The organism is Stakelama saccharophila, from assembly GCF_032229225.1.
Lineage (GTDB): Bacteria > Pseudomonadota > Alphaproteobacteria > Sphingomonadales > Sphingomonadaceae > Sphingomonas > Sphingomonas saccharophila.
On the sequence record NZ_CP135076.1, the window covers coordinates 514,296 to 539,067 of the forward strand.

21 protein-coding genes and 1 tRNA gene are annotated in these 24,772 nt (G+C 66.0%); 12 read left to right on the plus strand and 10 right to left on the minus strand.

All coding sequences use genetic code 11. From position 1 onward, the window contains the following. The first annotated feature begins 630 nt into the window (after window positions 1-630). From RPR59_RS02325 to RPR59_RS02335, 3 genes are all read left to right on the plus strand, one after another. Complete coding sequence (locus RPR59_RS02325; RefSeq protein WP_313916268.1) at window positions 631-1,467, plus strand: type IV toxin-antitoxin system AbiEi family antitoxin domain-containing protein; 837 nt, start codon at window positions 631-633, stop codon at window positions 1,465-1,467. Then, window positions 1,457-2,377, plus strand: a complete 921-nt coding sequence (locus RPR59_RS02330; RefSeq protein ID WP_313916270.1) for a nucleotidyl transferase AbiEii/AbiGii toxin family protein — start codon at window positions 1,457-1,459, stop codon at window positions 2,375-2,377. The genes RPR59_RS02325 and RPR59_RS02330 overlap by 11 nt, the downstream gene beginning before the upstream one ends. Window positions 2,378-2,441: 64 nt before the next feature. Continuing rightward, complete coding sequence (locus tag RPR59_RS02335; RefSeq protein ID WP_313916272.1) at window positions 2,442-3,065, plus strand: SOS response-associated peptidase family protein; 624 nt, start codon at window positions 2,442-2,444, stop codon at window positions 3,063-3,065. A gap of 129 nt (window positions 3,066-3,194) precedes the next feature. Here the strand turns inward: RPR59_RS02335 and RPR59_RS02340 are convergent, their stop codons facing one another. Continuing rightward, the gene (locus RPR59_RS02340) at window positions 3,195-4,421 is read right to left on the minus strand and encodes a tyrosine-type recombinase/integrase (protein WP_313916275.1); all 1,227 of its coding nucleotides are present in this window, start codon (window positions 4,419-4,421) and stop codon (window positions 3,195-3,197) included. Window positions 4,422-4,598: 177 nt separating this feature from the next. Next, window positions 4,599-4,685 (minus strand) — tRNA-Leu (locus RPR59_RS02345). 137 nt (window positions 4,686-4,822) lie between these two features. On the opposite strand from RPR59_RS02345, the gene RPR59_RS02350 reads away from it, so the two are divergent. From RPR59_RS02350 to RPR59_RS02375, 6 genes are all read left to right on the plus strand, one after another. Beyond that, the gene (locus tag RPR59_RS02350) at window positions 4,823-5,746 is read left to right on the plus strand and encodes a complex I NDUFA9 subunit family protein (RefSeq protein WP_313916277.1); all 924 of its coding nucleotides are present in this window, start codon (window positions 4,823-4,825) and stop codon (window positions 5,744-5,746) included. A 45-nt stretch (window positions 5,747-5,791) separates the two neighbouring features. Beyond that, the gene (locus RPR59_RS02355; RefSeq protein ID WP_313916279.1) at window positions 5,792-6,598 is read left to right on the plus strand and encodes an undecaprenyl-diphosphate phosphatase; all 807 of its coding nucleotides are present in this window, start codon (window positions 5,792-5,794) and stop codon (window positions 6,596-6,598) included. 163 nt (window positions 6,599-6,761) lie between these two features. Then, complete coding sequence (locus RPR59_RS02360) at window positions 6,762-8,204, plus strand: NAD(P)-dependent oxidoreductase (protein WP_313916281.1); 1,443 nt, start codon at window positions 6,762-6,764, stop codon at window positions 8,202-8,204. 71 nt (window positions 8,205-8,275) lie between these two features. Further along, the gene (gltB, locus tag RPR59_RS02365; protein WP_313916283.1) at window positions 8,276-12,793 is read left to right on the plus strand and encodes a glutamate synthase large subunit; all 4,518 of its coding nucleotides are present in this window, start codon (window positions 8,276-8,278) and stop codon (window positions 12,791-12,793) included. Between the two features lie 82 nt (window positions 12,794-12,875). Next, window positions 12,876-13,547 (plus strand): glutathione S-transferase family protein, encoded by a 672-nt coding sequence (locus tag RPR59_RS02370; protein ID WP_313916285.1) that lies wholly within the window; start codon window positions 12,876-12,878, stop codon window positions 13,545-13,547. A 20-nt stretch (window positions 13,548-13,567) separates the two neighbouring features. Continuing rightward, entirely contained in the window at window positions 13,568-14,188 is a 621-nt protein-coding gene (locus RPR59_RS02375; protein ID WP_313916287.1) for a YbhB/YbcL family Raf kinase inhibitor-like protein, read from the plus strand. A 19-nt stretch (window positions 14,189-14,207) separates the two neighbouring features. Here the strand turns inward: RPR59_RS02375 and RPR59_RS02380 are convergent, their stop codons facing one another. Beyond that, a complete protein-coding gene (locus tag RPR59_RS02380; protein WP_313916289.1) occupies window positions 14,208-15,065 on the minus strand; it encodes an SDR family oxidoreductase in 858 nt (285 codons plus the stop codon). Window positions 15,066-15,613: 548 nt separating this feature from the next. Beyond that, window positions 15,614-16,639: a GGDEF domain-containing protein gene (locus tag RPR59_RS02385; RefSeq protein WP_313916291.1), complete on the minus strand. Its 1,026-nt coding sequence runs from the start codon at window positions 16,637-16,639 to the stop codon at window positions 15,614-15,616. A gap of 125 nt (window positions 16,640-16,764) precedes the next feature. Here RPR59_RS02385 and RPR59_RS02390 point away from each other — a divergent pair, with 125 nt between their 5' ends. Further along, window positions 16,765-17,088, plus strand: coding sequence for an antibiotic biosynthesis monooxygenase family protein (locus tag RPR59_RS02390; protein ID WP_313916293.1), 324 nt, complete (start codon window positions 16,765-16,767; stop codon window positions 17,086-17,088). A gap of 6 nt (window positions 17,089-17,094) precedes the next feature. Here RPR59_RS02390 and RPR59_RS02395 read toward each other — a convergent pair whose 3' ends face one another. Then, window positions 17,095-17,655 carry a peroxiredoxin gene (locus tag RPR59_RS02395; protein WP_313916295.1) on the minus strand — a complete coding sequence of 187 codons (561 nt, stop codon included), beginning with the start codon at window positions 17,653-17,655 and terminating at the stop codon, window positions 17,095-17,097. 35 nt (window positions 17,656-17,690) lie between these two features. Next, complete coding sequence (locus RPR59_RS02400; RefSeq protein ID WP_313916297.1) at window positions 17,691-18,740, minus strand: phospholipase A; 1,050 nt, start codon at window positions 18,738-18,740, stop codon at window positions 17,691-17,693. An 86-nt stretch (window positions 18,741-18,826) separates the two neighbouring features. On the opposite strand from RPR59_RS02400, the gene hisN reads away from it, so the two are divergent. Next, a complete protein-coding gene (gene hisN / locus RPR59_RS02405; RefSeq protein WP_313916298.1) occupies window positions 18,827-19,609 on the plus strand; it encodes a histidinol-phosphatase in 783 nt (260 codons plus the stop codon). Between the two features lie 22 nt (window positions 19,610-19,631). Here hisN and RPR59_RS02410 read toward each other — a convergent pair whose 3' ends face one another. The 3 genes from RPR59_RS02410 to RPR59_RS02420 all read right to left on the minus strand — a co-directional run bounded on the left by RPR59_RS02410 (window position 19,632) and on the right by RPR59_RS02420 (window position 22,059). Beyond that, the gene (locus RPR59_RS02410; protein ID WP_313918288.1) at window positions 19,632-20,939 is read right to left on the minus strand and encodes a sensor histidine kinase; all 1,308 of its coding nucleotides are present in this window, start codon (window positions 20,937-20,939) and stop codon (window positions 19,632-19,634) included. A gap of 88 nt (window positions 20,940-21,027) precedes the next feature. Next, entirely contained in the window at window positions 21,028-21,708 is a 681-nt protein-coding gene (locus tag RPR59_RS02415) for a response regulator transcription factor (protein ID WP_313916300.1), read from the minus strand. A gap of 33 nt (window positions 21,709-21,741) precedes the next feature. Further along, entirely contained in the window at window positions 21,742-22,059 is a 318-nt protein-coding gene (locus RPR59_RS02420) for a hypothetical protein (RefSeq protein ID WP_313916302.1), read from the minus strand. 104 nt (window positions 22,060-22,163) lie between these two features. Between RPR59_RS02420 and RPR59_RS02425 the strand changes: the two genes are divergently transcribed. Next, window positions 22,164-23,945, plus strand: a complete 1,782-nt coding sequence (locus RPR59_RS02425) for an ABC-F family ATP-binding cassette domain-containing protein (RefSeq protein WP_313918290.1) — start codon at window positions 22,164-22,166, stop codon at window positions 23,943-23,945. Between the two features lie 6 nt (window positions 23,946-23,951). Here the strand turns inward: RPR59_RS02425 and RPR59_RS02430 are convergent, their stop codons facing one another. Beyond that, window positions 23,952-24,749 carry an ATP-binding protein gene (locus tag RPR59_RS02430; protein WP_313916304.1) on the minus strand — a complete coding sequence of 266 codons (798 nt, stop codon included), beginning with the start codon at window positions 24,747-24,749 and terminating at the stop codon, window positions 23,952-23,954. Window positions 24,750-24,772: the final 23 nt, after the last annotated feature.

Sequence of the window (24,772 nt, forward strand, 5' to 3'; positions counted from 1 at the left end):
TCTCTGATGTCGCGCGGCTTGAAGCTGCGGCATGATCAACCGCGAACGCGATTGCGTCGAGGACATACCAAGGCTTAGCTAGTTTCAGAGGCCGCAAAGTTGCAGAAACTCGCGCGAAAACTCGACCTTAACGCGTCGTCCTCTTATCGCGATGCAATAAGTGCAGACCGTCACACTGCATGTCTCGATAGCCGCTACCAGCGCTTCTCTAGGCCGGCCAGGTAGTAGCAAAATTCGGCGATGCTCGGCCAAGCGCGGGAGCAATGCCGGATACAGGAGAAGCTGTCCCACTCCGGCATGTACGTCTGCAGCTGCGAAGCCGGATTTGATCTCAACCAGCAGGTCGCAACCCTTAACCGGCCTCAGCCGCTCGCGCATCTACGAGTTGATCCAGTCCGGTGATCTCGAGACCACCAAGGTCGGGCGGGCCACCCTTGTGCAGTATCGAAGCCTGAAGCAACTGACCGGCAACGAAGCTGCGGGCGTGGAGGGGCCATCCTGAGGCGCGTCGAAGCCCGACCGGCACATAGTTTCGAAGATGGCAGATTTAGTCCGCCTTGAACGGAGCAAATGGGCGACAGTTAAAATAGCATCTTGCCGCCACTTTGGAAAAGTGCGATTTAGTCCGGTATGAACGGACCAAATGGGAACCGCCTAAAGCACATCCTGGCGCAGGTACCGCCCGGTTTTCTGGTTGATTCGCGTTGGCTCGCCGCCAGCGACGTCGCGAAGAGTTCAGCCTCGGACTATCACCGCGAAGGCTGGCTCGAACGCGTCGCGCGCGGCGTCTACCGTCGTCCTTATGCCAAGGGAGCGCCCGACGCCCTGGTAGAATGGAAGCTGGCGGTGCTCTCGGCGCAATGGATCATGGGCTATGATTTCCACGTCGGAGGAATGACCGCCCTCAGCCTCGAAGGCCGCAATCACTATCTCGGCCTGGGGCGCAGCGCGAACCTCTATCTCTACGGCGACGTCCCCGGCTGGCTGTCCAGGCTGGAGCTCGACGCGCATGTCCTGCGGCGTCGGCGACAGCTGTTCGGCTCCGGGCCGCTCGGCATCGACGACCAGGATTTCGATCCCGCCGCCAGACAGGCCCCCAGCCCATGGGACTGGCCGCTCCGCCGATCGAGCCCCGAGCGCGCGCTGCTCGAAGCGCTCAACGAGCTCCCGGATCAAGAGAGCTTCCACACGGTCGACATGCTCTTCCAGGGGCTGGCATCGCTTCGGCCCGGCCGTCTCACGACCCTGCTCCTGGCCTGCAAGAGCGTGAAGGTGAAGCGGCTGTTCTTCCTGTTCGCCGATCGCCACCGGCACAAATGGCTCGCACATATCGACCGAAGCGAAATCGATCTGGGCAAGGGCCCGCGCATGCTGGTCGAGGGCGGCCGCTACGTCGCGGCCTATGAGCTCGTGGTCCCGGAAGAGTTCGCCACGCCCGCAAGCAGCGAGCCCCACGATGGCCCGTGAACGCTACGCGGCGCAGGTCGCCCTGCTGGTCCACGCGCTGCCGATAATTGCGGACGAGCCGCATTTCGCGCTCAAGGGCGGCACAGCGATCAACCTCTTCTATCGCAACATGCCGCGGCTCTCGGTCGATATCGATCTCACCTATGTGCCGCTCGACGAGCGCGCCACGGCTCTTGCCAATATCGATGCCGCTTTCGACCGGATGATCGAGCGGGCACGGCAACTCCTGTCCGGTGTCGACACGCACCGCATCAGCGGTGGCGGCGCCGGCGACACCAGGCTGCTGCTGCGCCTCGCTGAGGCCGAAGTGAAGGTGGAGGTATCCCCCGTCCTTCGCGGCACGGTGGCGCCACCGCGGATGATGCGGGTGACCGACGCGGTCGAGGAGGCTTTCGGCTTTGCCGAGACGTTGGTGTTCGACTTCGAGGATCTCTACGCGGGCAAGCTCTGCGCCGCGCTCGACCGCCAGCATCCGCGCGACCTGTACGATGTCCACCTGCTCTACGAGCATGAAGGCGTTACGGACGATCTGTTTCGTACCTTCCTCGTCTATGCCGCCTGCTCGGGCCGCCCGCTGCACGAGCTGATCGCTCCCAATCGCCTTGCGATCGACCGTGCCTTTGCCCAGGAATTCGACGGCATGACGATCGAGCATGTCCCACTCGCGACCCTGCTCGCCGCGCGCGAGCGGCTGATCGAGGACATCGGCGCGCGCGCTACCGGCGCAGCGGCCGAGTTCCTGCTTTCCGTCCACGATGCCGAGCCGGATTTCGGTCTGATCGGCCTGCCGGACGCGGCCCAACTGCCGGCGATCAAATGGAAACTTCTCAATCTGCGCAAGCTCAAGGACGCCAACCCGGAAAAGCATGCCGACCAGCGCGCTAGGCTCGCGGCGGCTCTGCGCATATGATCCGGGAGCATGATCCGCAGACCTCGAGCACGAGACTCGAGTCGGCCCTGGGGTCTCCCCGACCATGACCGCGCTTCTGCGTTACCGGGGCGCCCTGAGCGAAATCGAGGCCTTGTTTGCAGCCGAGCCGGAAGGCACGCCGGCATGGGCGCCGCTGATCTGGCCCGGCGAACCGGCCGTGGTCGTGACAGAACGAGATGGCCGCCGCTCGGTCACTTCCCGGCCGTGGGGTCTGCCAAAAGCCGCCTTCGTCGATCCCAGCCGATCGAGGGCGCGCCGTGCCATAGTCGTTCCGCGCGAGCTGCGCGCGGACGCGGGCATGCTTATCGATCCCGGCGAGCTCGAGCGATGCCTGCTCGTCCTCGAGGCCTTCGCCTATCCCGACGGGCCGGCCGGGCAGCGGACGCGCAGCTGGACGGGCCTGTGGGACCGGCCGCTGGCCGGCTGGGCCGGGTTCGGCGTACCTGGCGGCCACGGCTGCGCCGGCGTGCTGGTCATGGCCAACCCGCTGATTGCACGCGTCAGCCGGCACATGCCGCTGCTCGCGCATCCGGACGAATTCGGCGCCTGGCTCGACGGCAGCGCGATCTTCCCGTCGTTGTCGGCAATTACCGACGAACAAGAATTCTACGTCGAGCGCACCGACGAGCGCTGGTCGATGGGCGTCTCGCCCGATGATCAGAGCTGACGCATCCCGCGCAAGTATGTGACAAATCCTCGGACTAGGCGGCGCAAAGTCAGAGGATTCGTCACACTGCGTTCTTCGGGGGTCGAGGCACCGGGGGATCGACCTTCGACGCCGCGATACCCTCCGGAGCTACGCCTTTCGCCCGGCCCTGAAATCGGGCCGCAGCACATTCCCACCATCCCGCAGCTGGTCGAGATAGTCCGACCAGCGCTGCATCATCTTCACGCGCTCGTCCCAGTATTCGCCACGCGCATAGGCACGCCGGACCTGATTGGTATCTACATGCGCAAGCTGGCGCTCGATCGCGTCGGGGTTCCATTCGCCCATCTCGTTGAGCAGTGTCGCCGCCATCGCCCGAAACCCGTGCGCGGTCATCTGGTCGGACGTGTAGCCGAGCTTGCGCAGGCCCTGGTTGACGGCGTTCTCCGACATCGGCTTGCGTGGCTTGCCGAGGGCCGGGAACAGATACTTCCACCAGTGCGTGTGCTCGTGAAGCTCCCGGAGCATCGCGATCACCTGCCGTGACAGCGGCACCCGGTGCGGCCGCCGCATTTTCATGCGCTCGGCCGGGATGAACCAGATCGCCTCCTCGAAGTCGATGTCGGTCCACTCGGCCTGCCGGAGTTCGCCGGGACGCAGCAGCACATGCGGCGACAACCGCAACGCCATGATCGTCACCTTGTGACCGCTGTAGCCGTCGATCGCTCGCAGGAGCGTGCCGACCTCGGAAGGCTTGGTGATGGCGGCGAAGTGCTTGACCTTCGGCGCCGCAATCGCGCCGCGAAGATCAGCCGCGACATCCTTGTCGCAGCGTACGGTCGCCACGCCGTAACGAAACACCCGGCTGAGCACGCTGCGCATGCGCCGGGCGCTCTCATAGGCACCGGTCGCCTCGACCTTGCGAAGCACGGCAAGCGCTTCATGCGGCGTGATCTGCGCGATCGGGATGTTGCCGATTACAGGATACGCCTTGGCGAGGAGCCAGCGGATCTTATCGATAGTTACCGGTGCCAGGCCGTCCCGTTCGCATTTGACGAGCCATTCCCCGGCAACCGCCTCGAAGGTGTTGGCTGCGGCGTACTTGGCGGCGATTCTTGCGCGCTTTTTCTCCAGCGCGGGATCGATCCCTTCCGCAAGTTTTTTCTTCGCCTCGTCACGCCGCATTCGAGCGTCGGCGAGGCTTACCTGTGGCCACCCTCCGAGATGAAGCTTCTTCTGCTTATCCAGAAAACGGTAATTGAAGCGCCATAGCTTCGAGCCGTTGGGTTGAATGACGAGATAGAGGTTTTGTGAATCGGAAAGGTTCCAGGCCTTCGCTCTCGGCTTGGCGGCTTTGATTTGGATGTAGGTCAGCATGTCGTTTTCCCAGCAAGCCCGGGTCGATCCGAGGGCAACGAAAAGGGCAGCATTTTGTGGTCGCTGCTGATGCCCTTAGCCGGATTTCGCCGGACGGTGTCTGGCGATCTTCGGTCAAGAAATGCTGTGAAACCAGTCGCTTACTGGACGATGCTTGGACGTATCCAGAGCCAGTATTGGTGCCCAGAAGAGGACTCGAACCTCCACGGGGTTGCCCCCGCCAGCACCTGAAGCTGGTGCGTCTACCAATTCCGCCATCTGGGCACGGGGTAGGCGGCGCGCTCTAAGGTAGCTGGTGCGCGCTTGTCAATGCCATGTGTGGAAACCGGCAGTCGACGCTTGCCGTTTGGCCCGCGAACGGGCATCTGGCGGGTCTCGCGAGACGCTAAAGAGGCGAATGGATGAAGGACAAGCTGGTAACGCTGTTCGGCGGCGGCGGATTTCTCGGTCGCTATATCGCGCAGGATTTGCTGGCGCGCGGTATCCGCGTGCGCATCGCCCAGCGCGACCCGCGCCAGGCATGGTTCCTGAAGCCGCTGGGCAATCTCGGCCAGACGCAGTTCGTGGCCGCCGACGTCACCCGGCCGGAAACGCTGGAACGTGCCGTCGCCGGCGCCGATGCCGTGGTCAACCTGGTCGGAATTCTGTCCGGCGACTTCGAGGCGGTGCATGTCGCCGGGGCCGGAAACGTCGCACGGGCGGCGGCGGATGCGCGCGTGCCCGCGCTGGTGCATATCTCGGCCATCGGTGCCGATCCCGATTCGCCATCGGCATATGGCCGGTCGAAGGCCAAGGGGGAGGCGGCAGTGCGCGACGCCTTTCCCGCAGCGACCATCCTGCGGCCGTCCATCGTGTTCGGTCGCGAAGACTCCTTCGTGAACCGGTTCGCGCGGATGGCGGCGGCGCCCGTGCTGCCCGTCATTGCGGCGCGGACGCGGTTCCAGCCGATCTATGCCGCCGATGTCGCGGCCGCGGTGGTCAAGGCGATCGTCGAGCCCGGGGCGCATGCCGGGCAGACCTGTGAACTGGGCGGTCCGGACGTGATCGCGATGGGCGATCTGGTCCGCTGGATCGCGAAGACGACCGGCCGCAAGCCGGTGATCGTCGAAGTCCCCGACGGGGCCGCGTCGCTGCTCGCTTCGCTGCCCGGTGCGCCGATCACGCGCGACCAACTGTGCATGCTTCGACACGACAATGTGGTAAGCGGCAGCCTGCCGGGCATCGAGGCTTTCGGCGTTCGCCCCACACCGCTGGCCACGGTCGCGCCGAGTTGGCTGGTCCAGTATCGGCGCCACGGCCGGTTCGGACTGCCCAGCGCCGCCTGATCGCGGGCGAGCCGCCTTATCTGTCTCCAGCCCGAGGGCGCCTGCATGCCACTGCTGATAACCGCAATCCTGCTCGGCATCGTCGAGGGACTGACCGAATTCCTGCCGGTCTCCTCGACCGGGCACCTGATCCTCGCGAGCGAGCTGTTCGGCTATGATTCCGAGGAATGGGCGGTGTTCAATATCGTCATCCAGCTCGGTGCGATCCTGGCGGTCGTGGCGCTCTACTGGCGCACCTTCTGGGCGGTGTTACGCGGCATGCTGGAGCGCGAGGCGGTGTCATGGCGGTTCGCCCGCAACATCGTCGTCGCCTTCATTCCGGCGGCGGTGATCGGCCTGGCGCTGCACAGCCAGATCGAGCTGTTGCTCGGCGCGCCGATCGTGGTGGCGGTGGCGCTGGTCCTGGGCGGCATCGCGATCCTGGTGCTGGAACGCATGATCAGGAATCACGACGTGGTCGGTGTGGCGGACATTCCGCTCAAGCGCACCATTGCTATCGGCTTCATCCAGTGCCTTGCCATGGTTCCGGGCGTCAGCCGGTCGGGCGCGTCGATCATGGGCGCGCTGGCGCTGGGCGTGGAGCGGCGCACGGCGGCGGAGTTCAGCTTCTTCCTCGCCATTCCGACGATGCTCGGCGCAAGCACGGTGGAGCTGTGGAAATACCGCGATTCATTGGCAAGCGCGGAGATCGGCTGGGGCCTGATCGGCGTGGGTTTCGTCGTGTCGTTCCTCGTGGCGCTCGCCGTCATCCGCTGGTTCGTCGGTATTGTCGGCCGCCATGGCTTCGGACCCTTCGCCTGGTATCGAATCGTCTTCGGCGGAGGCACGCTGATCTGGTTGTTGATGCGATAGGTCCGATCCGGCCCTAGCTCCACGAGAGCTTTGGTGGAAATGTTGCGGCTGTGCACAAGATTGTTGCCAGATAGGTAGCTATAGCTGACCCATTTCCCGGTTTCAGCGTGACTTGCGCGGATTTTTCGTCTATGCAGGCGCCAACATGCACAAGGTTGGACGGATGGCGAACGACAAAACCCTCAGATTCGTTTCGATCGAGCAGGATTATCCCGCGAAGCGTGCGCCCGGCGCGCGCGCCGGAGACTTTCGCGAGATTGCCGATCGCTACATGATCGAAAAGGCGGAAGAACAATCCGGCCGCTGCTCGCAATGCGGCGTGCCTTATTGCGCCGTGCATTGCCCGCTGCACAATCACATTCCGGACTGGCTGCGTCTCACCGCCGAGGGGCGGTTGCAGGAGGCGTACGAATTGTCCAACGCCACCTCTACCATGCCGGAGATTTGCGGCCGCATCTGTCCCCAGGACCGGTTGTGCGAGGGCAATTGCGTCATCGAGTTCGCCGGTCACGGCGCCGTCACCATCGGCTCGGTGGAAAAGTTCATCACCGATACCGCGTGGGAGGAAGGCTGGGTCGAACCGCTGGTTCCCGGTCCCGAACGCGGCCAGTCGGTGGGCGTCATCGGCGCCGGCCCGGCGGGGCTGAGCGGCGCCGAATATATGCGCAGACTGGGTTATGAGGTGCATGTATATGACCGGCACGACCGGGCCGGCGGGCTAATGACCTACGGCATTCCCGGCTTCAAGCTGGAGAAGGAAGTCGTGATGCGCCGCGTCGAACGGCTGAAGGCGGGCGGCATCGTCTTCCACGAGGGCTTCGAGGTCGGCCGCGATGCGATGCTGGGCGAACTTCGCGAACGGCACGATGCGTTGCTGGTCGCAACCGGCGTCTACAAGCCGCGCGCGATCAAGGCCCCGGGAATCGACAGTATCGGTGTGGTCGAAGCGCTCGACTATCTGACCGCATCGAACCGCAAGAGCTTCGGCGACAGCGTGCCCGAGTTCGAGGACGGACAATTGAACGCGCAGGGCAAGCACGTCGTCGTCGTCGGTGGCGGCGACACGGCGATGGATTGTGTCCGCACCGCCGTGCGCCAGGGCGCGAAATCGGTGAAATGTCTCTATCGCCGCGACCGTGCGAACATGCCGGGTTCGCAGCGCGAGGTCGGCAATGCCGAGGATGAGGGCGTGGAATTCGTCTGGCTGTCCGCGCCCCAGGCGTTCGACGGCGACGAGCGGGTGACGGGCGTCCGGGGAACGCGGATGCGGCTGGGTGCGGCCGATGCCAGCGGGCGCCGCGCGCCCGAGCCGGAGCCGGACAGCGGGTTCACGGTCGCGGCGGATCTGGTGGTCAAGGCGCTTGGCTTCGAGGCGGAGGATCTGCCGAAGCTGTTCGACGCGCCGGAACTGGGTGTCACCCGCTGGGGCACGCTGCGCGTCGATAACCGCACGATGATGACGAGCATGGACGGCGTGTTCGCCGCGGGCGACATCGTGCGCGGCGCGAGCCTGGTCGTGTGGGCGATCCGCGACGGCCGCGACGTGAGCGAAAAGATGCATGCCTTCCTGAAGGAAAAGGCGCGCGAAACCCGCAAGGCTGCCTGATCCGATCGATCGGCAAGCGCGACGGCCCGCCTGCCCGCAGGCGGCCCGACAATGACGAAAGCGAACAGCGAATGAACGAAGCCGAACGCCTCCGCCTTGCCCGCGAGGGCATGTACCGTCCCGAATTCGAATCCGACGCCTGTGGCGTGGGTCTCGTCGCGGCGACCGACGGGCGTGCCTCGCGTCGGGTGGTCGAATCGGCGATTGATGCGCTCAGGGCCGTGTGGCACCGCGGCGCGGTCGACGCCGATGGCAAGACCGGCGACGGCGCCGGCATTCATGTCGACCTGCCGCACCGCTTTTTCGACGATGCGATCGATTCGTCGGGCCACAAGGTGCTGCCCAACCGGCTCGCCGTGGGGCAGATCTTCCTGCCGCGCACCGACCTTCAGGCGCAGGAGAATTGCCGCACCATCGTCGAGAGCGAACTGATCGAGGCCGGCTACACCATCTATGGCTGGCGCCAGGTGCCGGTCGACGTGTCGGTGATCGGCCAGAAGGCGCAGGCCACCCGGCCCGAGATCGAGCAGATCATGATCGCCGGACCGCTGCCGGAGGAAATGAGCGCCGCCGAGTTCGAAAAGGAACTCTATCTCGTTCGCCGCCGCATCGAAAAGCGCGTGATCGCGGCGCAGGTGTCGAGCTTTTATATCTGCTCGCTGTCCTGCCGCTCGATCATCTACAAGGGGCTGTTCCTCGCCGAGAGCCTGTCGGACTTCTACCCCGACCTTCTCGACGCCCGGTTCGAAAGCCGGGTGGCGATCTTCCACCAGCGTTATTCGACCAACACCTTCCCGCAATGGTGGCTGGCGCAGCCGTTTCGCTGCCTGGCGCATAATGGCGAGATCAACACGATCCGCGGCAACCGCAACTGGATGCTTTCCCACGAGATCAAGATGGCCTCGATCGCGTTCGGCGAGCATAGCGAGGACATCAAGCCGGTGATCCCGGCGAGCGCATCGGACACCGCCGCGCTCGATGCGGTGTTCGAAGCGATCTGCCGCTCGGGCAAGGATGCGCCGACGACCAAGCTGATGCTGATCCCGGAGGCCTGGGGCGGCAAGGACGACATGCCCGCCGAACACCGGGCGATGTACCAGTATCTCGCCTCCGTCATGGAGCCGTGGGACGGGCCGGCCGCACTCGCCATGACCGATGGCCGCTGGGCGGTCGCCGGCATGGACCGCAACGCGCTGCGCCCACTGCGCTATACGCAGACGACCGATGGGCTGCTGATCGTCGGATCGGAAGCCGGCATGGTCGTCGTGCCCGAAAGCAATGTGGCGGAAAAGGGCCAGCTCGGCCCCGGCCAGATGGTCGCGGTCGACCTGGATGACGGTGCGGTCTTTCACGACCGCGAGCTGAAGGACCGGATCGCGGGCGAGGCGGACTATGCCGCGATGATCGGCAATTTTTTGACCGTCAACGACCTGCCGCCGGCGCCGAACTACGGCACCGTGCGTTTCGACCGGGCGGAACTGACGCGGCGCCAGGTCGCGGCCGGCCAGACGCTGGAGGACATGGAGCTGATCCTGTCGCCCATGGTCGAGCAGGCCAAGGAGGCGGTGGGTTCGATGGGCGACGACACGCCGCTCGCCGTGGTGTCGGACAAGCCGCGCCTGATCAGCCAGTTCTTCCGCCAGAATTTCAGCCAGGTGACCAACCCGCCGATCGACTCCTTGCGCGAACGGCATGTCATGTCGCTCAACACGCGGTTCGGCAATCTCGACAACATCCTCGATTCGCACAAGCGGCCCGGCAAGGTGCTGGTGCTCGATTCGCCGGTGCTGACGGGCGCGGAATGGGCCCGGCTGCGGGCGCATTTCGAGGGTCAGGCGAGCGAGATCGACTGCACTTTCGAAGCGGATGGCGGGCCGGAGGCGCTGCGCGCCGCAATCCAGCGCATCCGGCAGGCCGCCGAGCAGGCGGTGCGCGAGGGCCGGTCCGAGCTGTTCCTGACCGACGAGCATATCGGGCCGGACCGGGTGGCGATCCCGGGCGTGCTGAGCGCGGCCGCCGTTCACACGCATCTCGTGCGCCGGGGCCTGCGCTCCTACGCCTCGATCAACGTGCGCACGGCGGAATGCCTCGACACCCATTATTATGCGGTGCTGATCGGCGTCGGCGCGACGACCGTGAACGCCTATCTGTCCGAGGCGGCGATCGTCGATCGGCACGAGCGCGGACTGTTCGGCGATCTGCCGCTCGATGAATGCCTGCAGCGTCACCGCACCGCGGTCGGCGACGGCCTTTTGAAGATCATGTCGAAGATGGGGATCGCGGTGATCTCCAGCTATCGCGGCGGCTATAATTTCGAGGCCGTCGGCCTGTCGCGTGCCCTTGTCCAGGACCTGTTCCCCGGAATGCCGGCCAAGATATCGGGCGAAGGCTATGCCTCGCTCTACGTCAATGCGAGCGACCGCCACCGGGCCGCGTTCGACACAGGCGTCGCGACGCTGCCCATCGGCGGTTTCTATCGTCAGCGGTACGGCGGCGAGACGCACGCCTATTCGGCACAGCTCATGCACCTGCTCCAGACCGCGGTCGGGACCGACAGCTATTCGAGCTATCTGCAATTTGCGCGCGGGGTGCGCGATCTGCCGCCGGTCTATCTGCGTGATCTGCTGGAATTCAATTATCCCGAAAGCGGCGTCTCGATCGACGAGGTGGAGGCGATCACCGAAATCCGCAAGCGCTTCGTGACGCCGGGTATGAGCCTGGGCGCGCTGTCGCCGGAAGCGCACGAAACGCTGTCGATCGCCATGAACCGCATCGGCGCCAAGGCGGTGTCGGGCGAGGGCGGCGAGGACAAGAGCCGCTATACGCCGCGCGACAACGGCGACAACGCCAATTCGGTCATCAAGCAGATCGCGAGCGGCCGCTTCGGCGTGACGGCGGAATATCTGAATGCCTGCGAAGAGATCGAAATCAAGGTGGCGCAGGGCGCCAAGCCCGGCGAGGGCGGGCAGCTTCCCGGCTTCAAGGTCACCGAGTTCATCGCCAAGCTGCGCCATGCCACGCCCGGCGTGACGCTGATCAGCCCACCGCCGCATCACGACATCTATTCGATCGAGGATCTGGCGCAGCTCATCTATGATCTGAAACAGATCAATCCGAAGGCGCGGGTGTGCGTGAAGCTCGTCTCGTCGGCGGGTATCGGCACCGTCGCTGCGGGCGTCGCCAAGGCGCATGCCGATGTCATTCTGATCGCCGGCAATACCGGCGGCACCGGCGCGTCACCGCAGACGAGCATCAAATATGCCGGCACGCCGTGGGAGATGGGGCTGTCGGAGGTCAATCAGACGCTGACGCTCAACAATCTGCGCGGTCGGGTGCGCCTGCGCACCGACGGCGGACTGAAGACCGGGCGCGACATCGTCATCGCGGCGATCCTGGGCGCGGAGGAATTCGGCATCGGCACATTGAGCCTGGTGGCGATGGGCTGCATCATGGTGCGCCAGTGCCATTCCAATACCTGCCCGGTCGGCGTGTGCGTGCAGGACGAGCGCCTGCGCGCCAAATTCACCGGCACGCCGGAAAAGGTCATCAACCTGATGACCTTCATCGCCGAAGAAGTGCGCGAGATTCTCGCCCGGCTGGGGTGCAAGAGTCTGGACGAGGTGGTCGGCCGCACCGAATTGCTGCGCCAGGTCAGCCGCGGCGCGGAGCATCTCGACGATCTCGACCTCAATCCGGTGCTGGCGAAGGTGGACGGCGACGCGATCGAGCGCCGCTTCGCGCTCAACACCTTTCGCAACGACGTACCCGACAGCCTCGACGCGCAGATCCTGAAGGACGCCGCCCCGGTCTTCTCGCGCGGGGAGAAAATGCAGCTCACCTACAGCGTGCGCAACACGCACCGGGCGGTCGGCACCCGCCTGTCCAGCGAGATCACGCGCAAATACGGCATGACCAAGCTCGCCGACGGTCATGTCCATGTGCGCCTGCGCGGGTCGGCCGGTCAGTCGCTGGGCGCCTTCCTGTGCAAGGGTATCACGCTGGAGGTGTTCGGCGACGCCAACGACTATGTCGGCAAGGGGCTGTCGGGCGGTCGCATCGTCGTGCGGCCGGTGGTGAGTTCGCGGCTCGTCAGCCACGAGAACACGATCATCGGCAATACCGTGCTCTACGGCGCGACCGCCGGTCAGCTTTTCGCCGCCGGCCGGGCGGGCGAACGCTTCGCCGTGCGCAATTCGGGTGCGCATGTCGTGATCGAAGGCTGCGGCGCCAATGGCTGCGAGTATATGACGGGCGGCTATGCGGTGGTGTTGGGCCGCGTGGGATCGAACTTCGGCGCAGGGATGACCGGCGGCATGGCGTTCGTCTACGACGCCGATGGCAGTTTCGAGCGCCGGGCCAATCCCGACAACATCACCTGGCAGCGATTGGCGTCGCGGCACTGGGAATCGGTGCTGCGCGGCCTGATGCAAAAGCATCTGGAGGCGACCGACAGCAAATGGGCGGCGAGCCTGATCGAGGATTGGGACACGGTCCGCGGCCGCTTCTGGCAGGTGGTGCCGAAGGAGATGCTGGGCCGCCTGCCGCATCCGCTCGACGAAGAGGAGGCGGCGCTGGTCGCGGCCGAATAGCCCCGTGCCGTGGGGCATCGCCGACGCGAACGCCCCGCCGCCACTTCCCCCGGCCGCGCCTGCTCGCTAAGAGCGGGTAACCATGTGGCATCTCTATCAATTCGCGCTCTGTCCCTTTTCGCGCAAGGTCCGCCTGCTGCTGGGCGAGAAGGGCGTCGGATACGAGCCGGTGCGCGAATATCCCTGGGAACGGCGCGACGAGTTCCTCGACATGAACCCGGCCGGGCAGACCCCGGTGATGGTGCATGGCGAGCGGGCGACCCTGCTGGTCGATTCGGTCGCGATCTGCGAATATTTCGAGGAAACGGTCGAAAAGGCGGCGATGCTGAACGGCACCGCCGCGGACCGGGCCGAAATCCGCCGGCTCGTCACCTGGTTCGACACCCAGTTCTACCGCGACATCACCGCGCCGCTGCTGCAGGAGCGGATGGAAAAGCGCATCATCAGCCGCGCCGCGCCCGATGCCCGGCTGCTGCGCGAAGCGATGAAGGCGGCGGTCGCCCATCTCGATTACATCGATTATCTGCTCGACCACCGTTCCTGGCTGGCCGGCTCGACGATGAGCCTGGCGGATCTGGCGGCGGCGGCGCAGATCTCGGTCGCGGATTATCTCGGCGGGATCGACTGGAAGAGTCACGACCAGGCAAAGCGCTGGTATGTCGGCATGAAGAGCCGGCCGACCTTCCGCCCGCTGCTGGCGGAGCGGATGCAGGGCATCGGCCCGCCGCCCGACTACGAAAAACTCGACGTCTAACCGCACGAAAGGCCGTCACCATGCTCGAACATGTGCCGCATTGGTTGGGACAGGCGATCAAGGGGCTGCGCGCCGGCGCGGACAAGCTGGCGATCGTCCAGCCCGAACTGGGCACGTTCGAATCGATCCGGCTGGCGAGCCCCGCCTTCGCCAACGGCGCGCGATTGCCCGACCGCTTCACCGCCGACGGCGCGGGCGTGTCGCCGCCGCTCTTCTGGACCGGCATTCCCGAAGGAACCCAGCGGTTGGCGCTGATCGTAGAGGATGCCGACGCGCCGGCGCCGCAGCCGCTGGTTCATGCCGTCGTCTGGAACCTGTCGCCGACGGTCGAACAACTTGCCGAGGGGGCGATTCGCGAGGATGGCGACGGCGATGCACGGCACGGCGATGTCGGACGCAACAGCTATTTCGGTGAAGGCTGGCTGCCGCCCGACCCGCCGACCGGACACGGCGTCCACAATTACGCATTCCAGCTTTTCGCGCTCGATGGTGGTCCGGAGGCGGGGAAGAATCCGGGGCGCTCGGCGATCGTCAAGGCGATGGCCGGCCATGTGCTGGCGGCGGGGCTGCTGACCGGCACCTATTCGCGTGGCGAGCGTGCGCCCGTCGGCCCTGCCGGCGCCACCGTGGCGCGCGGCTGAGCGGCGTCGACGGGGCGGATCACCCGTTCACGATCATCCCGCCATTGGGATGGAGCACCTGGCCGGACATGTAGCTGGCGTCCTCGCAGGCAAGGAACAGGAAGGCGGGCGCGACTTCGTTGGGGTGGCCGGGGCGGCCCATGGGCGTGCCTTCGCCGAAATGTTCCAGCTTTTCCTTGCTGGCGCCGCCGCTCGGGTTGAGCGGCGTCCAGATCGGGCCGGGGGCGACCGCATTCACGCGGATGCCGTCGCCGACCAGGTTTTCCGACAGGCTGCGCGTAAAGGCGGTGATCGCGCCCTTGGTCGAGCTGTAGTCGAGCAGTTCCTTCGACCCCTTGTACATCGTCACCGACGTGCAGTTCACGATGGCGGCGCCCTTTTTCAGGTGCGGGCGCACGGCCTGGGTCAGGAAGAACATCGCGAAGATGTTGGTCTGGAACGTGCGGCGAAGCTGTTCTTCGCTGATATCGGTAATGTCCTGGTCGGGATGCTGTTCACCGGCGTTGTTCACCAGGATGTCGATGCGACCGAATTCACCGATCACCTGATCCGCGACCTGTTTGGCGAAGCCGTCCTCGCCCAGATCGCCGGCGATCGTCAGCGCCCGGCGGCCTTCGCCGCGCACGATCTCCGCCGTCTTCTCGGCATCGTCGTGTTCGCACAGATACACGATCGCCACGTCGGCACCTTCGCGTGCGTAAAGCGCCGCGACGGCGCGACCGATCCCGCTGTCCGCGCCGGTGACGATGGCGACCTTGCCGTCCAGGCGCCCCGATCCGGGATAGCGCGGTTCCCAGTCCGGTTTCGGAGTCAACCCGCTTTCATGACCCGGCAGGCCATCCTCGTGGATCATGTCGACGGTATCGGGATCGCTCATGGCAAGGCTCCTTCAAACGCTTTCCCCCCCCGGTCCAACCCCGCATGACGGTGAGCGTTCCGCATTCCGTCGCACAAGCCTGGCGCCCCCACGGCCGTGCCAGATGCCGACCGGGCGTGACGGCGGGCTCAGCCGATGAGGCTGGAGCCCTGCGCGGCACTGGCGATGACGAGCGTTGCGGTCACGGCAAAGGACAGCATCCCGATGGCGATCGAACGAACCATGATATCCTCCGCGTAGAGAGGGTCTGCTGCCGATCAGGCGATCGGCAGGACCGGAGTGGCGGCGGCGACCAGGATGGCGGTCGCGAAGACGGCGCCGACAAGGGCGGCCGTGGTGCGGTGAAGCGTTTCGAACCGAGCGATCATTGACGTAACTCCCTGTATTCTTGTCCGCCAAACCATTTGGCGGCTGATGCCAAACAGGTTTGCAGGGAGCGTGCCAGAACGGTAAGTGATTGATTCAAATGGGTATGTAATTTAGCTCACCGCGCTTTTGGCAAAATGCACCGGAACCGATAGGTGAATTTAACCAGATTCTGGCGGGCCCTATCCGTGCAGGACGCGGTTTCGGCCATTCGTTTTCGCGCTGTAAAGCAGGCGGTCGGCGCGGCGGAACGTTTCCGCCCAGGCTTCGCCCGGTTCCGCCCTCGTCAACCCGGCGGAAACGGTAATCTCGCCGACGGGAAGATCGTTCTCCCGCACGCGATAGCGTTTTGCCGATACCGCCTCCTTTGCCCGGAAAAGCGTGGCCTCGGCAGCGGTCTGTTCCACGTCGAGAAACAGGATCGCGAACTCCTCGCCGCCATAGCGGGTCACGAGATGGTCGCCGCAGGCGGTGGCGAGTTCGCCGGCGATCGCCCGCAGCACGCGGTCGCCGATATCGTGCCCGAACCGGTCGTTGATCGCCTTGAAATGGTCGACGTCGATGATCGCCACCGCCATGGCGCGGCCGGCGGCGACGGCCTCCGTCATTGCCTCTTCGAAGGCGCGGCGGTTCGGCAGCCCGGTCAGCGGATCGCGCTTGGCGTCGTCGCGCGCTTCCTCCAGCAGGGCGCGCAGGTCGCGCGTCTCGCGCGTGGCCTCCTCCAGCCGGCTTTCGGCATGGTGGACCCGGTCGAGCATGCCCGCCGTGATCTGGACGACGTCGTGCAGGATCGGATGCTCGCCGGCGCGGTTCTGAAGCTCGGCGTTGCTCGCAGCCAGATCGCGCCCGAAGCCGCGCGTTTCGGCGCGCATCCGATGCATCAGGTCTTCGAAGCCATCGACCTGCACCTGCGTGCGCGCCACCAGATTCTGGGCATGCGCCGCCGAGTTCGTCGCGGCGGCGGTATCGACGTCCGCTTCCAGCGAATCGATATCGCGCCGCGTCAGCCGGACACCACCGTCCGTCAGGCGCATGACGGCCCTGGCGAGCGGTCCGTCGGGATGGGCAAGCACGTGGTAGGCGAAGCTGTAGTTGACCGGGGTCGGTTCCAGCCGCTGATCGCGAAGGAACTGCCCGACGCGATCATAAAGCCGCATCGTCGGCTGCATACGCTCCGGATCGTCCACATCTGCCCGATCGGCAAGCATCGAGTCGCCTTCCCCAAGGTCCTTCCCGATCGTGCGGGAACAAAACTCACGCCGTATCGCTACGGCGAAACTGCTAACATCGCGTATGTAACGGTTACATCGTTCGGAAAGGAAGATCCGCAACCATGTTCGTCGCGGTTTATTGGTGGCGTGTCCACCCGGGAAAAGAAGACCAGTTCCGAACGGCTTGGCGCAGGGGGACCGATCTCATCCGCGAGCGTTACGGCAGCCTGGGCTCACGGTTGCACCGCGAACGCGACGGGCGCTTCGTCGGCTATGCCGAATGGCCGGACGAAGCCACGTGGCAGGCCGCATTCGACCAGAAAATGGTCTATGACGATCCCCAAACCCGCGCCGCCTTCGTCGATGCGGTGGCGGAGACCCCGCCGGGGAACAAGCCGGCCTTTACCATGATGGTTACGGACGATCTGCTCGACCGTACCGGCTGAGCAGCATCAGCGCGGGTGCTTCGCGCGCCAGTCGCGCACCGCGGCCAGCGTGCCGGTGATATGCCCGGCCGGGCTCATGGCGCTATGGGCGTAGATGATCTTGCCGCCCGGCGCGATGACATAGCTGGTGCGGTCGGTGATGGCGCGTTCCACGCCTTCTGGCGTCCGGATCGTCTTGCCCAGCGACACGTCATAGGCCTGGATGATCTTCGGCGAGGCGCTCGCCACCGCGAACTTTCCCGCGCAATGGGCGGTCGAGAATTTCTCGAGCTGCGACACGGAATCCGCCGACATGCCGATGACGGTAGCACCCGCTGCCTCGAACTGGTCGATCGATTGCGCGAACGCCTTGGCCTCCGCGTTGCAGCCGGAGGTGAAGGCGGCCGGGAAGAAATAAAGCACGACCGGACCCTTTTTGAGCTGGTCGGCCAGGTGAATCCGGAACGGCTTGCCGGCGATGGCGCCTTCCGCCGAGAAGTCGGGCGCGGGCGCGCCCTTGTCGAGCGCGGCATAGGCCGGTGCCGCAAGGGCGGTCGCCGCCGCGGCGAGGATCAGGAAAAGGCGCATCCGTTGTTCTCCGTGCAAGCCGGGCGGCCGGTCCGCTACCGCGTCAGCGCGATGCCGATCCGGGCATGGGTGTCCGACCGTTCGAGGTCGTCCAGCGACTCACCATAGCCGGAAAAACCTTCAGCGAAGAGGGAGATTCCGAAATCTCCGCCGACATCGGCGAGCGGATAGGACAGAAACAGTTCCGTCGCGCCCTTTCCGCTGTCGGGATTGCCGCGCCCGTAGAGTGCGATTTTGAGGCCGGCATCCTGCTCGATGGCGGCGCGCAGGGCGATATTGCCCCAATAGCGGCCGATATGGTCGCGCGCCGACAGCTCGCCGACATATATCCAGGCTTCCGGCGCCAGCGCGGCATGCCAGCCGCGGCCGAGGTCCCAGTATCTCGCGGCGCGCACGAAGAGCCGGTTCGAATCGCGCGAGACCGGTTCGCTGCGGCCATTCGAATCGTGGCGATAGCCGACAGCGCCGATCCAGTCGGCGCCGAGATCGCGTTCATAATAGACTTCCGGGCTGTAGATGGTGGCGCGGAACGGGCTGGACGGCTCGTCGATCGCCCAGAACATCGTCTGCGTATAGCCGAAGCGAAGCCCGTCGAGCGCTCCGGCGTCCTCGAACGGACGGAAGGCGAAGCTGAATTGCAGTTTCGCGCCCGAATCGCCCGTGCCGAAAACGCCGTAGATCGGCTCGTTCGGTTCGAACCGGTCGAAAAAGCCGGAGGCGCGTCCCTTGCTCGACGCCACGGCCTGCTCGCCTGCATCCGCGTCCGCAGCCATCTGCCGGGGCGCGGACGGCGCCGTCGCGACCGCCGGCACCGCCTCATAATGCAACCGGGCAAAGGCGCCGGGCGCGATCGTGCCGTCCAGTCGGCTCTGTCGACGCAGCTCCATCCGCGTGCCGTCGGCGGCGGTCACCGACATCCGGTCGGGGGCTTCGGCCGGCAGCGGATGTTCGCCGTCGTTGATCAGGAAGATGTCGACGCCCGCGCGCGCCGCCTCCGCGTCGGCCGGTTGCTCGGGCACGACGCGCAACTGGGCAGCAGCCGGCGTTGCAACCGCGAACAGGGCGAGGGCACCAATCCAGCGCATGAAGATTCCTTGCGTTCGGCCTGTTACACGACCGTGACCGCGATCGCCCGCTGGCGCAACCGGATCGCGATCGCTAGGCAGGCGCCATGGCCCTCGACCGCACCGACATAGAACTCGCGCACCGCCTCGCCGACGCTGCCGGCGCCGCGATCCGGCCGCTCTTTCGCGCCGATCACGGCCTGGAGACGAAAGCCGACGATTCGCCCGTCACGGCAGCCGACCGGGCGGCGGAAGCGGCGATGCGCAGCCTGATCGTCGCCGAACGGCCGATGGACGCCATTCTGGGCGAGGAAGAGGGGGAACGGGAGGGATCGAGCGGCAGGAGCTGGATTCTGGACCCGATCGACGGCACCCGCGCCTTCATCTCGGGTCGGCCTATTTTCGGCACGCTGATCGCGCTCGTCGACCAGGGCTGGCCGGTGCTGGGCGTTATCGATCAGCCCATCCTGAAGGAGCGTTGGATCGGCGTTACCGGCCGCCCGACCCTGCTGAACGGCGAAAGGGCGACGACGCGGCCCTGCCGGGAATTGTCGCAGGCGCTGCTCGCCACCACGTCGCCGGCGATGTTCGACGATGCGCAGCTTCACGCCTTCGAACATCTCGACGCGGCGGTGCGCAGTACGGTCCTCGGCGGGGATTGCTATAATTACGGCTGTCTTGCATCGGGGCATCTCGACATCGTCGTCGAGGCGCAGTTGAAGCTCTACGACTTCGCTGCCCTGGTTCCGATCGTCGAAGGCGCGGGCGGGCGCATGTGCGATTGGTCGGGCGACCCGCTGCATGCCGACAGCAACGGCGAGGTCGTGGCGGCCGGCGACGCGGCGCGGATCGACGACATTCTGGACGCGCTGGCCTGTCGCGGCCACTGAGCCCGGCGGGGCAAGCGCCGGGTCAGGCGGCGGCCGGAAGGCGGAGCCGGACGAGCAACCCGCCAAGATCCTCGCTTTCCTCGAGCGTGACCGTGCCTTCGTAGATTTCCACGACGTCGCGGACGATGGCGAGGCCGAGGCCGGTGCCGGGTTTGCCGGTGTCGAGCCGCGCGCCGCGTTCGAACAGCTTGTGGCGATCGGAATCGGGGATGCCGGCGCCGTCGTCCTCGATCAGGATCTCGATGAAGCCGGCATCGGCGCCGGCGGTGAGAAACACGCTGCCGCCGCCGTATTTCGCGGCATTTTCCACGAGGTTGCCGAGCATTTCGTCGAGATCCTGCCGTTCGATCCGGGCGATGAGATCCTTCTGCCCGTCCGTGTCGATGCGCAGGTGCGGATACAGGCGCGATACGGCGCGCTCGACCGCGTCGATCGAGGCCCAGACGTCCGCCCGGCTGTGCGACGAGCCGCGCCGCCCCACCGCGCGGGCACGGGCAAGATGGTGATCGACATGGCGCCGCATCGCCCGGGCTTCGCGGATCACGGTGTCCGACAGCGGCCCGGACTGGGCCGTGGCCGCGTTCATGATGACGGTAAGCGGCGTCTTCAGCGCATGGGCGAGATTGCCGGCATGGCGCCGCGCCTCCTCCGCCTGCCGGTCGTTATGGGCGACGAGTGCGTTGAGTTCCTCGACCATCGGCGCGATCTCGGCCGGCATGGCGCCTTCGAGCCGGGCTTCCTCGCCCGATCGCAGCCGCTGGATCGCGAGACGGAGCCGGCGCAGCGGCAGCAGGCCGTACCAGATCTGCAGCCCCGCCATCACCACCAGCCCGAGGCCGAGCAGCAGGAAGCTGCGCACCAGTGTCCGGCGCAGGGCGGCGATCTGGGCATCCAGCGCGTCGCGCTTCTGCGCCACCTGGAAACGCCACCAGATCGGCGATCCGGGCAGTTTCACCTCGCGCTCGACGATGCGAAGCTGCTGGTCGGGAAACTGGTTGCTGTTATAGATGTAGGCGCCGCCGCGATGCGGCTGATCGTCGACCTTCAGATACCGATCCCACAGCGAGCGCGAAGGGAAGGGCTGAAAACCGCCGCCGCTGACCTGCCAGTAAAGGCCGGAATAGGGTTCCAGAAAGCGCTGATCGCCCAGCGGCCGGTCGAACATGACCTCGCCGTTCGAATCGATCTGTGCCGAGACGATCATCGAGTTCAGCAGATATTCGAGCTGGTCGTCGAAATTGCGGGTGACGGCGCTCGTCAGGATGCGGTCCAGCGCGAAGCCGCCGCCGGTCAGCAGTACGAGGATCCAGATCGTCGCGATGACGATCATGCGCCGGCTCAGCGAGCCGGTGATCCGGACATAGGGTCGCGGTTGCGCTTCGATTTCCGCCAACGGGGCCTCGCTCGAACCGGCGGACTTATTGCGCCGCCTCGCGCTCCTCGGGATCCTCGAGGCTGTAGCCCAGGCCGCGGATCGTGGTGATCACCTCGGCGCCCAGCTTCTTGCGGATGCGGGTGACGAACACCTCGATCGTGTTCGAATCGCGGTCGAAATCCTGGTCATAGATGTGCTCGATCAGCTCGGTGCGGCTGACCACCTTGCCCTTGTGATGCAGCAAATAGCTCAGCAGCTTATATTCCTGCGCCGTCAGCTTCACCGGCTCGCCGCCGCGCGTGACCTTGCCCGACCGGGTGTCGAGCCGGATGTCGCCCGCGGTCAGTTCGGACGAGGCATTGCCCGAGGCGCGGCGGATGAGCGCGCGCAGGCGGGCGATCAGTTCCTCCGTCTGGAACGGCTTGGCGACGTAATCGTCGGCGCCGGCGTCGAGCCCGGCGACCTTGTCCGACCAACTGTCGCGCGCGGTCAGGACGAGAACGGGCGTGCCCTTTCCTTCCTTGCGCCAGCGGTCGAGCACGGTGAGGCCGTCGATCTCGGGCAGGCCGAGATCGAGCACGATCGCGTCGTAATCCTCTGTCGAGCCCAGGAAATGGCCATCTTCGCCGTTGGTGGCCAGATCGATGGCATAGCCCGCATTTTCCAGCGTGGTGCGAAGCTGCTGGCCCAGATTGGGTTCGTCCTCGACAATCAGAACGCGCATATTCTTCCCCTTATTTCGCGGTCCGAAGCCGCGTCATCGGTCGGACCGGCGCAGTACGTGCCCGGAGCGGCCATCCACATCGACCCAGATGACCGATCCATCGCGCAGGAACTTGAGCGTGTAAATGGTCGTGGCCGAATCGAAATCGAAGCCGAGATATTTGGCGCCGTGCATCGACGGCAACACCCGGCGCTCGATCTCGCGCACCGGCAGAATGCGCCCGGACCGGCGCCCTTCCAGCGCCGCGTTCTGATCCTCCCGGCGGTGCTGCGGGACGGCGCCTTCGGCGGCCGTCGGCGCCACGCCACAAAGCGCGCCCGCAATCAGGAAGGATTTCAGGACCATGGTCATTGCTGGTGGCATAGCGGCGCCGCGTTGAACAGCCTGTGAATGTATCGCCGGTGAATGCCGCGGCGCTTGCGGTGCGCCGCGCCGCCGCCTACCTGCGGCGCACGATGGCGGCTCCGATACTCAGTTACGAAGGCCTGGGCCTGCAGCAGGGTGCAGGATGGCTGTTCCGCGGCCTCGACCTGTTCATCGGCCAGCGCGACCGGCTGGCGCTGATCGGCCGGAACGGCGCGGGCAAGACGACGCTCCTGCGCCTGATCGCCGGGCAGATCGAGGCGGATGAGGGCCGCCGCGTGATCGTGCCCGGCACCCATGTCGTGCTCCTGGAGCAGGAACCGGCGGTCGCGAAGTACGACACGCTGCTCGATTTCGTCCTTTCGGGCGACGATGCCCCCGCCCGGCACGAGGCGGAGGCAATCGCCGACCAGATCGGCATCGACCTGGGGCGCGAGGCGGTAACGGCGAGCGGCGGTGAGCGGCGCCGCGCCGCCATTGCGCGCGCGCTGGCGCAGAAGCCCGACCTGCTGTTGCTTGACGAGCCGACCAACCATCTCGACATCGCCGCGATCGACTGGCTGGAAGGCTGGCTCGGCCGCTATTCCGGCGCGTTCATCGCCATCAGCCACGACCGCACCTTCCTGACGCGCCTGACCCGCCAGACATTGTGGCTCGATCGTGGTCAGATCCGCCGCAACGAGATCGGCTTCGGCGGGTTCGAGGCCTGGACCGAGCAGGTGCAGGCGGAAGAGGAACGCGCCGCGCAAAAGCTCGACGCCAAGCTGAAGATCGAGGAGCACTGGCTGCACCGCGGCGTGACGGCGCGGCGCAAGCGCAACATGGGCCGGCTGGAAAAGCTGATGGAGATGCGTGCCCAGCGCGCGGCGATGCTGGGGCCGCAAGGCACCGCCAAGCTGGCGGTGGCGAGCGACGATACCAGGTCGAAGGTGGTGATCGACGCGCAGCATGCGAGCAAGCGATACGGCGACCGCACCATCATTCGCGACTTCACCCTGCGCATTCAGCGCGGTGATCGGATCGGCATCGTCGGCGCCAACGGTGCCGGCAAGACGACGCTGCTGAAGCTGCTCACCGGCGAGATCGTGCCCGATGAGGGCAGCGTGACGCAGGCGAAGACGCTGGACGGCGTGGTCATCGACCAGCAGCGCAGCCTGATGCAGCCGGAAAAGCGCATCCGCGACGTGCTCGCGGACGGCGGCGACTGGATCGACGTGCGCGGTAGCCGCAAGCACATCCAGGGCTATCTCAAGGACTTCCTGTTCGAACCCGGCCTGGCCGACGCCAAGGTCGGCACGCTGTCGGGCGGCGAGCGCTCGCGCCTGCTGCTGGCGCGCGAATTCGCGCGGCGATCGAATCTGCTAGTGCTCGACGAACCGACCAACGACCTCGATCTCGAAACGCTCGATCTGCTGCAGGAGGTCATCGCCGATTATGAGGGCACCGTCCTGATCGTCAGCCACGATCGCGACTTTCTGGATCGCACGGTGACGATGACGCTGGGCCTCGACGGCAGCGGCCATATCGACATCATCGCCGGCGGCTATGCCGATTGGGAGGCGAAGCGCCGGCCGAAGCCGCAGAAGAAGACGGCGGGGAAATCCGGCGGCGGCACACCTGCGCCGCCGAAGCAGAAGCAGGCCAAGCTCAGCTACAAGGACCAGCGCGACTATGATCTGATCCCGGAGAGGATCGAGGAGATCGACGCCGCGATCGCGCGCGATGAGACATTCCTCGCCGATCCCGACCTCTATACCCGCGACCCCGACCGCTTCGCCGCGCTCACCAGGGCGGTCGAAAAGGCGCGGGAAGAAAAGGAAACGGCTGAAATGCGGTGGCTGGAACTGGCCGAGCAGGTCGAAAAGCTCGGCTGAGCAAGGCTATAGCGCCTTGCCGGCGCGTCCCGCGAGATCGACGATATATTGCCAGGCCACCCGGCCCGACCGGCTGCCGCGCCGGGTCGCCCAGTTGACCGCCTCCGCCGGGTCGAAGGGAAGGCCGTGGGCCGCGGCATAGCCTTCGACGATGGCCAGATACCCGTCCTGGTCGATCGCGTGAAAGCCGAGGCTGAGGCCGAACCGGTCGGCGAGCGCCAACTGATCGTCGATCGAATCGCGTGGATTGATCGCGCTGTCCTGTTCGGCGATGTCGCGTGGGACGAGGTGGCGGCGATTGGCGGTCACGATCAGGCGCGCATTGGCGGGCCGCGCCTCCGCGCCGCCCTCCAGAAGGGAGCGCAAGGTCCGCGCCTCCGACACGCCGTCGAAACCGAGATCGTCGATGAAGATGGCGAAGGCGCGGTTCACCGGCGCGATTTCCGCGAACAGCTCCGGCAGGCTGTCGAGGGCCGTGCCCGCTTCGATCAGGGCCAGCGGGGCGTCGTCCGCCTGCAACGCGCCCACCGCGCTTTTGACGAGAGCCGATTTGCCCGTCCCGCGCGCGCCCCACAGCAACGCATCCTGCGCGGCGACACCGCGCGCCAGCCGGTCGAGATTGTCTACCAGCGCCTGCTTCTGGGAATCGACGCCGCGCAGCATGTCGAGCGGCAGCGGGGTGAAGGCGCGCGCCGCGGTCAGGACATGGTCGCGCCAGAGATAGGCAGGATGGGCCAGCGGGTCCGCCGATGGCGGTGGCGGCGGAGCGAGTCGTTCCAGGGCGGCGGCGATACGATCGAACATGGTGCCGCTATAGCCGCTGCGCG

Excerpts from the sequence above, each read along its gene's own strand:
- RPR59_RS02430 (WP_313916304.1), bottom strand. The coding sequence starts at position 24,749 with ATGTTCGATCGTATCGCCGCCGCCCTGGAACGACTCGCTCCGCCGCCA.
- gltB (WP_313916283.1), top strand. The coding sequence starts at position 8,276 with ATGAACGAAGCCGAACGCCTCCGCCTTGCCCGCGAGGGCATGTACCGT.
- RPR59_RS02420 (WP_313916302.1), bottom strand. The coding sequence starts at position 22,059 with ATGACCATGGTCCTGAAATCCTTCCTGATTGCGGGCGCGCTTTGTGGC.
- RPR59_RS02370 (WP_313916285.1), top strand. The coding sequence starts at position 12,876 with ATGTGGCATCTCTATCAATTCGCGCTCTGTCCCTTTTCGCGCAAGGTC.
- RPR59_RS02410 (WP_313918288.1), bottom strand. The coding sequence starts at position 20,939 with ATGATCGTCATCGCGACGATCTGGATCCTCGTACTGCTGACCGGCGGC.
- RPR59_RS02385 (WP_313916291.1), bottom strand. The coding sequence starts at position 16,639 with ATGCTTGCCGATCGGGCAGATGTGGACGATCCGGAGCGTATGCAGCCG.
- RPR59_RS02380 (WP_313916289.1), bottom strand. The coding sequence starts at position 15,065 with ATGAGCGATCCCGATACCGTCGACATGATCCACGAGGATGGCCTGCCG.
- RPR59_RS02415 (WP_313916300.1), bottom strand. The coding sequence starts at position 21,708 with ATGCGCGTTCTGATTGTCGAGGACGAACCCAATCTGGGCCAGCAGCTT.
- hisN (WP_313916298.1), top strand. The coding sequence starts at position 18,827 with ATGGCCCTCGACCGCACCGACATAGAACTCGCGCACCGCCTCGCCGAC.
- RPR59_RS02395 (WP_313916295.1), bottom strand. The coding sequence starts at position 17,655 with ATGCGCCTTTTCCTGATCCTCGCCGCGGCGGCGACCGCCCTTGCGGCA.
- RPR59_RS02330 (WP_313916270.1), top strand. The coding sequence starts at position 1,457 with ATGGCCCGTGAACGCTACGCGGCGCAGGTCGCCCTGCTGGTCCACGCG.
- RPR59_RS02400 (WP_313916297.1), bottom strand. The coding sequence starts at position 18,740 with ATGCGCTGGATTGGTGCCCTCGCCCTGTTCGCGGTTGCAACGCCGGCT.
- RPR59_RS02355 (WP_313916279.1), top strand. The coding sequence starts at position 5,792 with ATGCCACTGCTGATAACCGCAATCCTGCTCGGCATCGTCGAGGGACTG.
- RPR59_RS02325 (WP_313916268.1), top strand. The coding sequence starts at position 631 with ATGAACGGACCAAATGGGAACCGCCTAAAGCACATCCTGGCGCAGGTA.
- RPR59_RS02375 (WP_313916287.1), top strand. The coding sequence starts at position 13,568 with ATGCTCGAACATGTGCCGCATTGGTTGGGACAGGCGATCAAGGGGCTG.
- RPR59_RS02390 (WP_313916293.1), top strand. The coding sequence starts at position 16,765 with ATGTTCGTCGCGGTTTATTGGTGGCGTGTCCACCCGGGAAAAGAAGAC.
- RPR59_RS02335 (WP_313916272.1), top strand. The coding sequence starts at position 2,442 with ATGACCGCGCTTCTGCGTTACCGGGGCGCCCTGAGCGAAATCGAGGCC.
- RPR59_RS02425 (WP_313918290.1), top strand. The coding sequence starts at position 22,164 with ATGGCGGCTCCGATACTCAGTTACGAAGGCCTGGGCCTGCAGCAGGGT.
- RPR59_RS02360 (WP_313916281.1), top strand. The coding sequence starts at position 6,762 with ATGGCGAACGACAAAACCCTCAGATTCGTTTCGATCGAGCAGGATTAT.
- RPR59_RS02350 (WP_313916277.1), top strand. The coding sequence starts at position 4,823 with ATGAAGGACAAGCTGGTAACGCTGTTCGGCGGCGGCGGATTTCTCGGT.
- RPR59_RS02340 (WP_313916275.1), bottom strand. The coding sequence starts at position 4,421 with ATGCTGACCTACATCCAAATCAAAGCCGCCAAGCCGAGAGCGAAGGCC.